Source organism: Actinocrispum wychmicini, assembly GCF_004345645.1.
Taxonomy (GTDB): Bacteria; Actinomycetota; Actinomycetes; order Mycobacteriales; family Pseudonocardiaceae; genus Kibdelosporangium; species Kibdelosporangium wychmicini.
Genome location: NZ_SLWS01000001.1, coordinates 1125623 through 1138902, shown reverse-complemented (window position 1 = coordinate 1138902; position 13280 = coordinate 1125623). Strand labels below are relative to the sequence as shown.

The 13280-nt window shown below is 69.0% G+C and carries 11 protein-coding genes; 3 read left to right on the top strand and 8 right to left on the bottom strand.

All coding sequences use genetic code 11. The annotated features are described in order from the left end of the window. Positions 1 to 3: 3 nt before the first annotated feature. From EV192_RS05785 to rplM, 4 genes are all read right to left on the bottom strand, one after another. Entirely contained in the window at positions 4 to 366 is a 363-nt protein-coding gene (locus EV192_RS05785; protein WP_132111761.1) for a hypothetical protein, read from the bottom strand. Positions 367 to 407: 41 nt separating this feature from the next. After that, complete coding sequence (glmM, locus tag EV192_RS05780; RefSeq protein ID WP_132111759.1) at positions 408 to 1742, bottom strand: phosphoglucosamine mutase; 1335 nt, start codon at positions 1740 to 1742, stop codon at positions 408 to 410. A gap of 76 nt (positions 1743 to 1818) precedes the next feature. After that, on the bottom strand, positions 1819 to 2349 hold the full coding sequence (gene rpsI / locus EV192_RS05775; protein ID WP_243726644.1) for a 30S ribosomal protein S9: 531 nt from the start codon (positions 2347 to 2349) through the stop codon (positions 1819 to 1821). Then, a complete protein-coding gene (gene rplM / locus EV192_RS05770; protein WP_132111757.1) occupies positions 2346 to 2789 on the bottom strand; it encodes a 50S ribosomal protein L13 in 444 nt (147 codons plus the stop codon). Before rplM ends, rpsI begins: the two co-directional genes overlap by 4 nt. Positions 2790 to 3369: 580 nt before the next feature. Here rplM and EV192_RS53640 point away from each other — a divergent pair. Beyond that, entirely contained in the window at positions 3370 to 3516 is a 147-nt protein-coding gene (locus EV192_RS53640) for a hypothetical protein (RefSeq protein WP_165960217.1), read from the top strand. Positions 3517 to 3591: 75 nt separating this feature from the next. Here EV192_RS53640 and EV192_RS05765 read toward each other — a convergent pair whose 3' ends face one another. The 4 genes from EV192_RS05765 to eccCa form a co-directional block, all read right to left on the bottom strand. Then, positions 3592 to 3888, bottom strand: coding sequence for a WXG100 family type VII secretion target (locus EV192_RS05765; protein WP_132111755.1), 297 nt, complete (start codon positions 3886 to 3888; stop codon positions 3592 to 3594). 64 nt (positions 3889 to 3952) lie between these two features. Further along, entirely contained in the window at positions 3953 to 4270 is a 318-nt protein-coding gene (locus tag EV192_RS05760; RefSeq protein WP_132111753.1) for a WXG100 family type VII secretion target, read from the bottom strand. A 263-nt stretch (positions 4271 to 4533) separates the two neighbouring features. Continuing rightward, on the bottom strand, positions 4534 to 6276 hold the full coding sequence (locus EV192_RS05755) for a type VII secretion-associated protein (RefSeq protein WP_132111751.1): 1743 nt from the start codon (positions 6274 to 6276) through the stop codon (positions 4534 to 4536). A gap of 51 nt (positions 6277 to 6327) precedes the next feature. Continuing rightward, positions 6328 to 10320, bottom strand: a complete 3993-nt coding sequence (gene eccCa, locus EV192_RS05750; RefSeq protein ID WP_132111749.1) for a type VII secretion protein EccCa — start codon at positions 10318 to 10320, stop codon at positions 6328 to 6330. A 171-nt stretch (positions 10321 to 10491) separates the two neighbouring features. Here eccCa and eccD point away from each other — a divergent pair, with 171 nt between their 5' ends. Both eccD and mycP read left to right on the top strand, forming a co-directional pair. Further along, complete coding sequence (eccD, locus tag EV192_RS05745; RefSeq protein WP_165960216.1) at positions 10492 to 11889, top strand: type VII secretion integral membrane protein EccD; 1398 nt, start codon at positions 10492 to 10494, stop codon at positions 11887 to 11889. After that, positions 11889 to 13277 (top strand): type VII secretion-associated serine protease mycosin, encoded by a 1389-nt coding sequence (mycP, locus tag EV192_RS05740; RefSeq protein ID WP_132111747.1) that lies wholly within the window; start codon positions 11889 to 11891, stop codon positions 13275 to 13277. Before eccD ends, mycP begins: the two co-directional genes overlap by 1 nt. The last annotated feature ends 3 nt before the right edge of the window (positions 13278 to 13280 follow it).

The window sequence follows — 13280 nt, the reverse complement described above, 5'->3', positions numbered from 1 at the left end:
GACTCAGTGCCGCGGCGGGCCGCCCTGCCAGCCCGGCGGCGGACCGTAACCAGGTGGTTGCGGGGGCGGGCCGTACCCAGGTGGCGGGCCCTGCTGCCACTGCTGGTTCGGGTAGCCGGGCGCCGCCTTCGGCTTGGTGGCCACGGTCACGATGACCGCGGCCACGACCAGAATCGCGACGCCGATGACCAGCTCAGTGATACCGATATTGCCGGCAAGCAACACGGCGAGGGCAGCCAGCAACACAAAAGTGCCGCCGACGACCGCGAAGATGACGAGTCCTCGCTTGCGTCGTGGACGGGGGCCGAATGGCGGCTGTCCCCCGGGCGGAGGCCATTGCTGGTGAGGTGGCGGGCCGTAAGTCATGCGCCCAGCGTAGTGAGGTGCCTACCCTGCCAGTTGGGTCGTCAGCCGACGGCGGAGACCACACCGGCCAATCGGTGTGCCGCCGCTTCCGCGGCCGCCTCGCTGGTGGCTTCGACCATCACCCGGACCAGCTGCTCGGTACCGGACGGGCGGAGCAGGACCCGACCGGACTCGCCGAGCTCCTTCTCGACCTCGGCCACGGCGTCGTTCACCGAACTGGCCCGCGCGACCGCTGCCTTGTCGGCGACCTTCACGTTCACCAGGACCTGTGGAAGGCGACGCATCACACCTGCCAGGTCTGCCAGGGAGCGGCCGGTGGACGCCACCTGGGCCATCACACCCATCGCGGTCAGCAGACCGTCGCCCGTGGTCGCGTGGCTCGGCATGAGGACGTGCCCGGACTGCTCGCCGCCCAGCGAATAGCCGCCGGTCCGCAGCTCTTCCAGCACGTACCGGTCGCCCACCGCGGTCGTCCGGATGGTCACGCCGGCCTCGCGCATCGCCAGGTGCAGGCCGAGATTGCTCATCACGGTCGTGACCAGGGTGTCCTCGACCAGCTCGCCGCGGTCCTTCAGGGCAAGCGCGAGCACAGCCATGATCTGGTCGCCGTCCACCAGCTCGCCGGTCGCGTCGACCATCAGGCAACGGTCCGCGTCACCGTCGTGGGCGACCCCCAGGTGGGCGCCCTCAGCCACGACCGCCTTCTGCAGAGCCGTGACGTGAGTGGATCCGCAGTCGTCGTTGATGTTCTCGCCGTCAGGCAACGCGTGGATCGCGATGACCTCAGCGCCCGCCTCACGGTAGGCGCGCGGCGCGGCAGCCCAAGCGGCGCCGTTCGCGCAATCCACGACGACGCGCAGGCCGTCCAGCCGCTGCGGGCACGCCTTCAGCAAATGCGTGACGTAACGGTCCAGGGCGTCCGGCACGTCGAAGATCCGGCCGACGCCGGCACCGGTCGGACGACCCGCGGTCGTGCCGACCCCGGCTTCGATCTCGTCCTCGACCTCGTCCGGCAACTTGTGCCCACCCGCCGCGAACAGCTTGATCCCGTTGTCCGGCATCGGGTTGTGCGACGCGGAGATCATCACCCCAAGATCCGCGCCCAGGTCGGACACCAGGAACGCCACCCCCGGCGTCGGCACCACACCCACCTGCAACACGTCCGCGCCGGCCGACGCCAACCCCGCGGCCACCGCGGCCTGCAACATCTCGCCACTGGCCCGCGGATCGCGGCCGACCACAGCGACCGGACGGTGCGAGCGGTCATGCTCAGCCAACACCCTGGCCGCCGACGCGGCGACCGAAAGGGCAAGCTCAGGAGTCAGTTCGACGTTCGCCAGACCACGGACACCGTCGGTGCCGAACAGCCGTGCCATCCGGTGCATCCCTCCTGGAAGAGCACAAACGGGAGCAGCGGCGTACCGAGCTGCTCCCGTTTCGGGCTTGTCTACGTCAGCGCTTGCTGTACTGAGGCGCCTTGCGGGCCTTCTTCAGGCCGTACTTCTTCCGCTCCTTCACCCGCGGGTCACGGGTGAGGAAGCCGGCCTTCTTCAGCGCCGGACGGTCCTCCGGGTCGAGCTCGATCAGCGCGCGGGCGATCGCCAGGCGCAGCGCACCGGCCTGGCCGGTGGTGCCGCCGCCCTTGAGGTTCGCCCGAATGTCGAACACCTCGGGCTTCTCCACCGTCACCAGCGGCTCACGGATGAGCTGCTGGTGCACCTTGTTGGGGAAGTACTCCTCAAGGGTCTTGCCGTTCAGCCGGAACTGACCGCTGCCCGGGGTCAGCCGAACCCGGACCACGGCCTCCTTGCGGCGACCCACGGTCTGGGCGACCTCGCCGGTCAGCCGGATCACCGGCGGCGCCGCCGCGGCGGCTGCCTCCTCGACCTGCGGCTCGGCGTCGACGGCGTCGACTTCGGTGACCTCAGCGACCTCGGCGACCTCGTCGGTCTCCGGGGCGCTCACGATGTCTTCTTCACTCACTGGGCAACCTTGGTGATCTCGAAGGGCGTCGGCTGCTGAGCCGTGTGCGGGTGCTCGGGGCCGGCGTAGACCTTGAGCTTCTTGCCCTGGGCGCGACCGAGCTTGTTCTTCGGCAGCATGCCCTTGACGACCTTCTCGACCAGCCGGTCAGGCCGGGTGTCGAGCAGCTCGCCAAAGGACTTCTTGGACAATCCGCCGGGATAGCCACTGTGCCGGTAGGCGAACGCCTGATCCCGCTTGTTGCCGGTCAGGACGACCTTCTCGGCGTTCACGATGACAACGAAGTCACCAGTGTCCACATGCGGGGCGAAAGTGGGCTTGTGCTTGCCGCGCAGCAAAGTGGCGACCTGCGTGGCAAGGCGGCCGAGCACCACGTTCTCGGCATCGATCACATGCCAGGCGCGGGCCACCTCGCCGGGCTTCGGGCTGTACGTGGGCACGGGTCTACCTCATCGTCACTTGCGTCTGGAGTGCCTGTGCGGGCCGGACCCACGGCAGGTCGGACCCACCAAGGGCGCGAGTGGTCACACGCCGCGCCGCACAACAACGGTAGAGGTTACCCGGCGCGATCCGGCGGGGTCAAAACGCCCCCCACTTAACCGACCTCGTACACCCACAGTGACCGACCCGTTACGCTCCCGACCTGTGGGGTCCACGGTCCCGGAGCGTTGCGAAGGACTCAGGTGGATGCTGCTGGCGGCCGGTCCGCCGACATCTCCAGTCCCGCCCAGAGCCCGGTCGACCACGTCCGACTCGGCGCATCAACGCGACCGCCAAAGCGGCGCCGCCGGGCCTGACGAAAACGGCCGACAATCAGGATGGCCGCAGTTCGAAAGCGCACACCGCCAATACGCTCAAACCGTTCCTGGACGCGGCGGTGACTCCGATCCCGACCGGCATCGCCAACCAGATCGGGTCGGACATGATGGGCACTCTTCTGCCTGTCCAGCCGGTCCTCAACAGCGCCGGCACGCTACCGAAATCGAGGTCAACGGCGGGGCAACGGGACGTGGCGCGCAAATGAAAATACAGCTCGGCTACGCGGACAAAGGACGGGCCAACTGGGCCGACTTCCCGCCGGTTCCGCAGCCGCCGGAGGTCACCGCGCTGCCCGACAAGGCGGCCGCCGACGATTTCTGGACCCGGCTCGGGCAGATCCGCTTCTGACGACCAGTGCGTGAAACACGGAACACGACTAAGGGCCCCGGGAGTTCCCGGGGCCCTTCATGGTTTAGCCGAGCGTCACTGCCACATGCGGCTGACGCCACCCTCGGTGTCGCGGTAGTCCTGCGCGGCCTGCGAGACGGCCGTACCGATCGAGCTCAGCACCTGGTTCAGCTCGTCCTGGTTCTTGTTCCAGTCCGTCTGGACCTGGTTCCAGGCGTCGCGCGCCTGGCCCTGGTAGGCCTCGGCCAGCGGGGCGAGGCGGGACTTCAGGTCGTCCAGCTCCTGGGTCATCTTGTTGAAGGTGCTGGTGATGTTGACGCCGGCCTGCTCAACGGCCGCGAAACTTACCTTGATGTGGTCGCCGTTCGGCATTTGATTCCTCCCAATGAAATTCTGAAAGTCAAGTGGTGTTGCTGTGTCGCGAACGACAAGGGAATCAGAAGCTGAAGTCGCCGCCGCCGGCGTTCTTCAGGGACTGCGACGACTCCTCTTCACGGGCGCCGTACTGCGTGGCCGCCGTCCCCAGGTTCTCGCTGATCGTCTGCAGGTCCTGCAGAATCCGGTCGGACGCGGTGTTGAACCGCTCCAGCAGCGAGTGAAACGCGGTGGCCGCCTGTCCCTGCCAGGCACCTTCGATGCCGGCGAGCTGGTTGCGCATGTTGTTGATGTTCGCGGCCGAGTTGTCACGGACGTTCTGGGTGTCCGACTTGGCCTTGAGCAGGTCCGCACCAGTTACGACGTAGCCTTCAGGCATTGGGAGTTACCCCCTTCAGAGAAGTTCTCGGTTGCACGCTCTTTGTTCGTACAACCCTTCCGACGCAGACCCTGCCAGCTTCGGTTCCCCCTGTCCCGAAGAATCCGGGAAGTACTTGCACCTGTGAACGCCGCGGTCCGCACCGGTGCGAATGCGAAGCCAATAATGTGGCGTCGACCTGGGGTTTTGTCTACGCGCGGCAAAGTTGTGGACAGGGATTTGCTCTTGTGAAATGTCCGGGAGGATCACTCGATCGGGGTGGATCAGGCGGTCACCGTCATCGTCCGGACCACTTGGTCGCATGCGGACAGCACCCGGTCACGGTTCGCGTCCGTGTACTGGCAGCCGGTGCTGACCTGGGCGTGCCCAACGAACAGCACGAACCAGTCCACAGTGGCCTTGTCGAGCCGCTGGCGGTACGAGACCACCGAACGGCCGGCGAAAGTCGCGTTCTCGTTCAGGTCGGCGAGGCGGACCGTGGACTGGTCGTACTTGGCCCGCAGCGCTGCCATCGCACGGTCACGTTGCGCGGTGGCGTCGAAATCCAAGGCGAGCTCCTGCACGACGATGGTGTCGTCGCCGTTCTCGGCACCGCTGGGTTTGGCCGCGACCTCACGGTTCGCCGTGTCCGAGCTGACCTGCTTCCAGTCCTCGGGCAGAGTGAACTGGTAGTCGAACTGGGCGATCGTCCGGCCAGGCGGCGGCGTCGGTCCACTGTTGGCGGTCAGGACGACGACCAGTGTGACCGCGATGACGACGGCCAACGCCCCCGCGCCGACCAGCCAACCAGCCCTGGCCTTGCGCCGAGGCGGGGCAGGTGGCGGCGGAGGTGGCGGGACCGGCACGGGATACGTGATGACCGGCCGAGGTGGCGTTCGGACGGTGTGCCGGCCGCTGTCGGTGGGCGCGGGTTCGGTGGCGATCAGGGCGCCACGGGCCACCACGGTCTCCGGCTGGTCCAGCGTGACCGGCATCACTCCGATCCGTTCGTGGACCAGGCGCGCCACCATCGGGATCCGGCTGGAACCGCCGACCAGGAAGATCGCGTCCACCCGCGACACCCCGGACTCGCGAATCGTCGCCGCGGTCAACTCCACGGCACGGGACAGCGGCCCCTCGATCAACTGTTCCAGGTCCACCCGGGTGACGTGCGCGTCCGCGAACGGCGGCGGCATCGGCACATCCGTGAAGGTATGCCTCGACAAGGTCTCCTTCGCGCCCTGCACATCCTGGGCCACCACCCGCCGACGCCTGCGGTCGGCCAGCTCTCGCCCCTCCGTCAGCGCACGCCACGCGTCCGGGTCCGTGTTGGACACGAGCTGACCGATGTGCTGCATCAGGACCTGGTCGACGTCCGCACCGCCGAACGACGGGTCGCCTTTGGTCGCCAGCACGTGGAAACCCTGCCCCGGCCCGGTTCTCGACACCCGCCGGACCACGCTCACATCCACCGTCCCGCCGCCGAGATCCAACACGGCCAAGGTGTCCCCGGTCGGGATGGGCGCCGGGTCGGCGACGAACACGGCCGCGTTGGGATTGTTGACGTGGAACACGGCGGCCGCGACCGGCTCCGGGACAAGGAAGATCCGCTCGGCGAGCCCGTTGCCCGCCTGCCGCAGCACCCGGGCCCGGATCCCGCCCCAGTCCGCCGGATGCGTCAACACCAGTTGGGACACGGCCGCGCCCGCGGTGAACCGCCGGGCCTCACTGACCGCGCGCGACAGAACAGCCCGGATCACCGCACGGACCGGCACCACGGAGTTGCCCAACAGCAACTCCGGCTCGTCGATCCGGCGCTTCGGGTTCGGCTCGAACCGGGACGGATCCACAGCCGCCTGCCGCTCCGCCTCCACACCGACGAACAACGTGCCGTCCGTTGCGGCATAGACAGCCGACGACATCACCGGCCGGCCGTCGATCGCGACCACCTGCGGCGCACCGGCGTTCACGGACACGGCGACGCACGTGCTCGACGTGCCGAAGTCCACGGCGACCCGCACCGCCATCTACCCGCTCACCCCACAGACTCTCGAAGCCACCGAGAATCGTAGGGGGTGTCACTCGGGTTGGAGCCAGGCCACGTGGATGACCTGCTGGCCGATCTTTCGGGTGACCATGGTGCCGCGGCCCGGCGGCAACGGCCTGGACTTGTACGTACCGAGCAGCACGCCTTCGTCCTTGCTCGCACTCATCACCACACCGGGGCTGGACAGCTCCCGCAGCTTGCCGATGATCGGGTCGAACGACGCGCGCGACGCACCACCGGACCGCCGCGTCACGATCATGTGCATGCCGACGTCCTTGGCCTGCGGCAGGAACTCCTGCAACGGCTGCAACGGGTTGCCGCTCGACGTGGCCACCAGGTCGTAGTCGTCGACGATCACGAACAGCTCCGGTCCGGACCACCAGGACCGGTTCTTCAACTGCTCCTGGGTGGTGTCCGGGCCGGGCAGGCGTTTGCGCAGCGAGCCGATCACGTCGCCCATCATGTCGTTCAGCTGGTTGGAGCTGACCGCGTAGCCGAGCAGGTAGTCGGTGTTGATGAACCCCAGCATGGTCCGCCGGTAGTCCACCATCAGGATGACCACCTCGTTCTCGCGGTAGCGGTCCATGATGCCGCGGGCGATCGCGCGCAGCAGGTTCGTCTTGCCGGACTCGCCGTCCGCGAACGCCAGGAAGTGCGGCTCGGCGTCGAAGTCGATGTACACCGGGGCCAGCTCGTCCTCGTTCACGCCGATCGGGATCATCCGGCTGGCGCGGTTCTTGTCCTGCTTGAGCAGGTCGTCGTACGGCATCAGGTCCGGCAGCAGGCGGACCGGCGGCGCGACCGGGCCACGCCAGCACTGGCGGATCTTGCCCGACGCGTCCTGCACGCCGCCACCGACGTCCTCGGCGTTGCTGGAGCCGTCGATCCGCGGCAGGCCGACCAGGAAGTGCAGCTTGTCGCGGGACAGGCCGCGGCCGGGCCGGCCAGCGGGCACGTTCACCGCGACCCGCCGGTCGATGTCCGACTCGCTCGGGTCACCGAGCCGCAGCTCGAACCGGGTGCCCATCAGGTCCTTGACCGCCGGCCGGATCTCCGCCCAGCGGTTGGCCGCCACGACCACGTGCACGCCGTAGGACAGGCCCTGGGCGACCAGGTTGACCACCTGGGCCTCCAGCGCCTCGAACTCCTGTCGGAAGTTCAGCCAGCCGTCGACCAGCAGGAACACGTCGCCGAACGGGTCGTCGGCGATCTCGCCGCGGCGCTTGCGGTTGCGGAACTCGACCATCGAGTCGATGCCCATGTCCCGGAACCGGTGCTCGCGGTCGGTGATCAGGGTGCTGATCTCGGCCACCATCCGGCGGGCCAGGTCCGGGTCGAGCCGGGACGCCACCCCGCCGACGTGCGGCAGCCCGCGCAGCGAAGCCAGCGTGCCGCCACCGAGGTCGAGCGCGTAGAACTGCGCCTCCTGCGGCGTGTGGGTCAACGCCATCGACATCACCAGGGTCCGCAGCATCATCGACTTGCCCGACTGCGGGCCGCCGACCACCGCGGCGTGCCCGGCCGCACCGGAGAAGTCCGCCCACAGCAGGTCACGGCGTTGCTCGAACGGCTTGTCGATGATGCCCAACGGCACCTGCAGCCGGCCGTTGGCGAAGAACCCGGACGCGGACAGGCCGCGATCCTCGGTCGGCTGCAACGGCGGCAGCAGGGTGTCCAGCGAGTTCGGCACGTCCAGCGGCGGCAGCCACACCTCGTGCGCGGGCGGACCCTGGCCGACCAGCCGGCCGACGATCACGTCCAGCTCGCTGACCTCGGTGCCGCCCTCCGGCTTCTGCTCCTTGGGCTGTTCGACCGGCCGGACCGGCTCCTTCGGGATCTCCACGAAGTCCGGCACGAACAGCCGCGGCCGCCGGTCGCTGGTGACCGGCGCGGACGGGCCAACCGCCTGCATGCCCGCCGGCCGGTACGCACCGGACACGTACGACGCCTTGAACCGGACCATCGTGCTGGTGTCGAACTTCAGGTAGCCGGAGCCCGGGATGGACGGCAGCTCGAACGCGTCCGGGACACCGATGGCCGCGCGGGACTCCGCCGCGGAGAACGTCTTCAGGCCGATCCGGTACGACAGGTGCGAGTCAAGGCCGCGCAGCTTGCCCTCTTCCAGGCGCTGCGACGCGAGCAGCATGTGCATCTGCAGCGACCGGCCCAACCGGCCGATCGCGACGAACAGGTCGATGAAGTCCGGCTTGGCGGACAACAACTCCGAGAACTCGTCGACCACGATGAACAACGCGGGCAACGGGTCGAGGTCGGCGCCGTTCTCCCGGGCCTTCTCGTACTCCCAGACGTTCTTGAAGTTGCCGCCGGTCTTCAGCGCCTCCTGCCGGCGGTTCATCTCACCCGCGAGCGCGTCCTTCATGCGGTCGACGAGGGTCAGGTCGCCCTGCAGGTTGGTGATGGTCGCGGCGACGTGCGGCGCGCTGTCCAGACCGAGGAACGTCGCACCACCCTTGAAGTCCACCAGGACGAAGTTCAGGTTCACCGACGAGTGCGTGGCCAGCATGCCCAGCACCAGCGTGCGCAGGAACTCCGACTTGCCGGAACCGGTGGCGCCGATGCACAGGCCGTGCGGGCCCATGCCCTCCATCGCGGCTTCCTTGATGTCCAGCTCGACGGCCTGGCCGAACTCGCCGACCCCGAACGGCACCCGATACCGGTCCCGCACCGGCCGCGGCCGCCATGCCTGCTGCACGTCGAACGTCATCGGGTCGCCCGGGATGCCCAGCAGCTCAAGCAGCGTCGGGTTGGACAGCAGCGGCTCCTCGTCGCCGGTGTCCGCCGCGCCGACGCCGAGCCGGTACGGGGAAAGCTTGCGCGCCAAGGCTTCCGCCTCGGCAGTGGTGAGACTGTCCGGCGCGCCGAACCACTCCACACCGCTCGCGCTGCGCGCGCCGAGCCGCTCGGGCTCGACCACGAGACGCAGGCCGCGGCGGGCGGTCAGCTGGCCGAGCGAGTCGGACAGGTCGAGCAGGGTCACGCCGATCAGGCCCTCCTCCAGGACGATCTGCTCTTCCCGGGAGACCTCGCCGTCGTCGATCACGATCACGATGTGCGGCTGGTCCGGCTGCGGCGGCGCGTTGCGGGTGAACCGCTGGCGCTCCCGCAGCTGGTCGTCCAGCCACTGTTCGACCTGGAGGAGCGAGCCGGCCATCAGCCGCATCTGGCCGATGCCGTCGACCAGGGTCGGGTGCTGGACGTGCGGCAGCCACTTGGCCCACTCCCACTCGTCCTTGGCGCGGCCGGTGGTGACCACGGCGATCAGCACGTCGTCCGGGGTGTGGAAGGTGGCCAGCTGGGCGATCATCGCGCGGGCCAGGCCGCGGGTCTGCGCCCGGTCGCCGGCGAAGCCGACCGCGGCGAAGTTCCGGATCGCGAGCGAGATCGGCAGGTCCGGCACGATCGAGTGGGCGCGGACGAACCGGCGCAGGGCGAGCGTCGCGATCGGTTCGAGCTCGTCGACCGGGCCGGTCTGCGGCGGCACGAGCCGGGTCGCCAGCCGGGTGGACGCGCGGCCGACCCGCAGGTGGCAGAAGTCGGCGTCGGCCTGGCGGCGTTCCCACATCCGGCGGCTGGTCGCCATCGACCACAGGGCCTGCGGGTCCGGGTGGATCCACTCGCGCTCGGACCGCTGGTCCCGCGCGGCCTCCCGGGCCCGGTCCCGCATCTGGCCGAGGTAGCGCAGGTAGTCCTTGCGGTCCTCGTTCATCTCGGCTTTCTTCTGGCCACCGCCACGGCCGCCACCGCCGAACATGCCGACCATCGAGAACATCATCATCACCGGGAACAGCAGCGACATCGGGCTGCGCCCGGCCGGCCCGCCGAGGGTGAACATCATCACGACCATGCCGAGCATCGCCACGATCATGACGATCGGCATCATCTTCATCACGATGCTGCCCGGGATGACCCTGGGCACCTCGGGCGGTGGTTCCAGGTGGACCTCGCCGCCCGGCGGACGCGGTGCGGACAGGCGTGGCGAACGCTTGAACTGCAGCGTGCTCACGGTGAGGCCCCTCTGGTAGCTGCTGGGAAATCGCCTTTGGTTCGGAACCGCCAGCGGAGGAAGTCCCGGTGCGGCCATACTAAGGGCGCCCACCGACACTGGTACGTCATTCGGTGAAGAACTACCTGACCAAGTGGGCGACCGACCAGACTGTTCGAAGGGGGCAAGGCGGTGGCTACCGGTACGACGGTGTTCAGCAGGGTGACGGTCGTGGCGCCCAGAACGCGCATCGACGTCGCGCTGCCCGCTGACGTGGCAGTGGCCGACCTGCTGCCCATGTTGCTGGACATGGCCAAGGAGGCCACGCCGGACGGCGGCGCCCGGCACGGCGGCTGGTGCCTGGCCAAGCTCGGCGACAGCCCGCTCGACCCGAGCCGGACGCTGGGGTCGCTCGGCATCGTCGACGGCGACATGCTGCAACTGCGCCGGCGCAACGAGAACCCGCCGCCGCCGCTGTTCGACGACGTGGTCGACGCGATCGCGGAGGCCACCCCGGACAGCTTCCGGCCGTGGACCAAGCAGACCGCCAACCGGATCGGCTACGTCGCCGGCGCGTTGGCCCTGGTGACGGGCGCGGTCGCGGTGTTCCTCGGCGGCCCGGTCTCCGGCGGCAGCGCCATCGCGGCGGCGGTCACGTCAGGCGCGACCGCGGTGCTCGCGGTCGCCATCGGCGCCGTGATCGCCCGCGCCTACCAGGCCGCCACAGCCGGCGTGCTGGTCGCGGCCGCCGGTGGCCTGCCGATGGCGTTCGTCAGCGGCGTCTACATCGTGCCGCACGGCCCTGGCGCGGCGAACTTCCTGCTCGGGTCGTTCCTGATGGGAGTCGTGGCTTCGGCCTCGATCATGCTGCTCGGCGCGGGTGTGACCACGTTCGTGGCGGCCGGCACGGCCTCGGTCTTCGGCGTCCTCGCCTTCGGTGTCGGCACGCTGATCGAACACCCGCCGTACGGGATCGCGGCCGGTGCCGCCGCCGCGGCGCTCGCTGGAATCTCGATGCTGCCGCGGCTGACCATCCAGCTCGCGAAGCTGCCCCTGCCGAACGTCCCGGGCAGCGCGGAGGACCTCAAGGAGGACTCCGGTTTCCCGGACTACCGGTCGATCGAACGCCGCGCCGGCCTGGCGCACGAGTACATGACCGGCATGATCATCGGCTGCGGCATCGTGTCCGCGGTGTCCGCGGTGATCAGCGCGAGCGCGCCCGGCGTGTGGGGCATCATCCTCGCGATCGTCGTCACCCTCGTGCTTTTGTTGCGCGGCCGTACGTACGCCAACGGCAGTCAGGCGGTCGCGTTGCTGGCGACGGGCATGCTGTCCGGCGGCGGTGTGCTCATCGGGTGGCTGGTCACGGCCGACTCGTTCGACCGGCTGCTGTGGGTGTTCGGAGCGCTGATGGTCATTGGGGCGGGCGCCCTCGTGCTGGGTGTCGTCTTCCCACAACAACGGTTCTCACCGCCGCTGCGGCGAGGAGTCGACGTGTTCGAGGCCATCTGCATCGCCTCGGTCCTGCCGCTCGCGCTGGCCGTGATGAACCTGTACGTCACGCTGCGGCACCTCAACTTCAAGATCTGATGGCCGCCCGGAAGCTCGCCGCGGTCACCGCGGTGGCGTGTCTGCTCACCGCCCAGCCCGCGCTGGCCCAGAAAGCCGGCTCCGGACCTGTGCCGCCGCAGGTCGACCTGAACCGGCCACTCGTGAACGACACCGAGCAGCCACCGCCGACCATCCCGTACACCCAGAAGACGCCGTGCATCGCGTCGTTGAACGACGGAACCGTGGTGCTGGCCAACAAGCCCTGGGGCCAGCAGCAGCTGCAGATCGAGCAGGCGCACCAGTTCGCCACCGGCAAGAACCAGACGGTCGCGGTGATCGACACGGGTGTCCGTGTGCACGAGTACCTGCAGAACCGGCTGATCAAAGGCCCGGACTACGTCAACAAGCAGCAGTCGGACTCGACCCAGGACTGCGACGGCCACGGCACCGAGGTCGCGGGCATCATCGCCGCCCGCACCGACGGCACCCAGATCGGGTTCACCGGCGTCGCGCCGGACGCCCAGATCCTCGCCATCCGCCAGTCCAGCGAGCGCTACGCGGGCACCCCGACCGACGAGCCCAACGCCGGCGAGCGGCCGGCGGGCGACCTCAACACCCTCGCCCAGGCCATCCGGCACGCGGCCGACGACCCACGGGTGACCGTGATCAACATGTCGGTGGACAACTGCCGGCCGGCGACCGAGGCCATCAACCCCGCCGAGCTGGATCTCCAGCGGATGCTGCGCTACGCCGTGGACAAGAACAAGGTCGTGGTGGCGTCGGCCGGCAACAAGGACTCGCGATTCTGCCAAGACCCGTCGAACGGCCGCGACCCCGCCAAGCCCACAGCCATCATCACGCCCCCGTGGTTCGCGGACGACGTGCTCTCCGTGGCCGCCATCGACCGCAGGGGCGCCCTCGCGGACTTCAGCATGCAGGGCCCGTGGGTGAGCGTGGCCGGCCCCGGAACCGAGATCGTCTCGCTGGACCCGTCCGGCAAACTCGCGAACCTCACGATCGACGGCGGCAAGCAGATCCAGATCCAGGGCACCAGCTTCGCCGCCCCGTACGTGGCCGGCCTGGCCGCGCTCGTGCGGGAACGGTTCCCGACGCTGAACGCCCGCCAGGTGATGAACCGGATCAAGATGACCGCACAACACCCGGCCGCGCCCGGTGGCCGCGACTCGATGGTCGGCTACGGCATGATCAACCCGGTCGCGGCGCTCACCGCGTTCATCCCGTCCGAGTCGAACATCGGCCCGGACAAGCCGCAGGCGCTGCCGCCGAACATGCCGCCGATCAAGGAACGCGACTGGTCGTCGATGAACGTGGCGCTGATCGGCACCGGATCCGGGATCGCCTTGCTGCTGCTGACGTTGTTCGTGATGCACGCGATCCGTCGCAGCAGGAAGACGCAGCCGGAATAACCC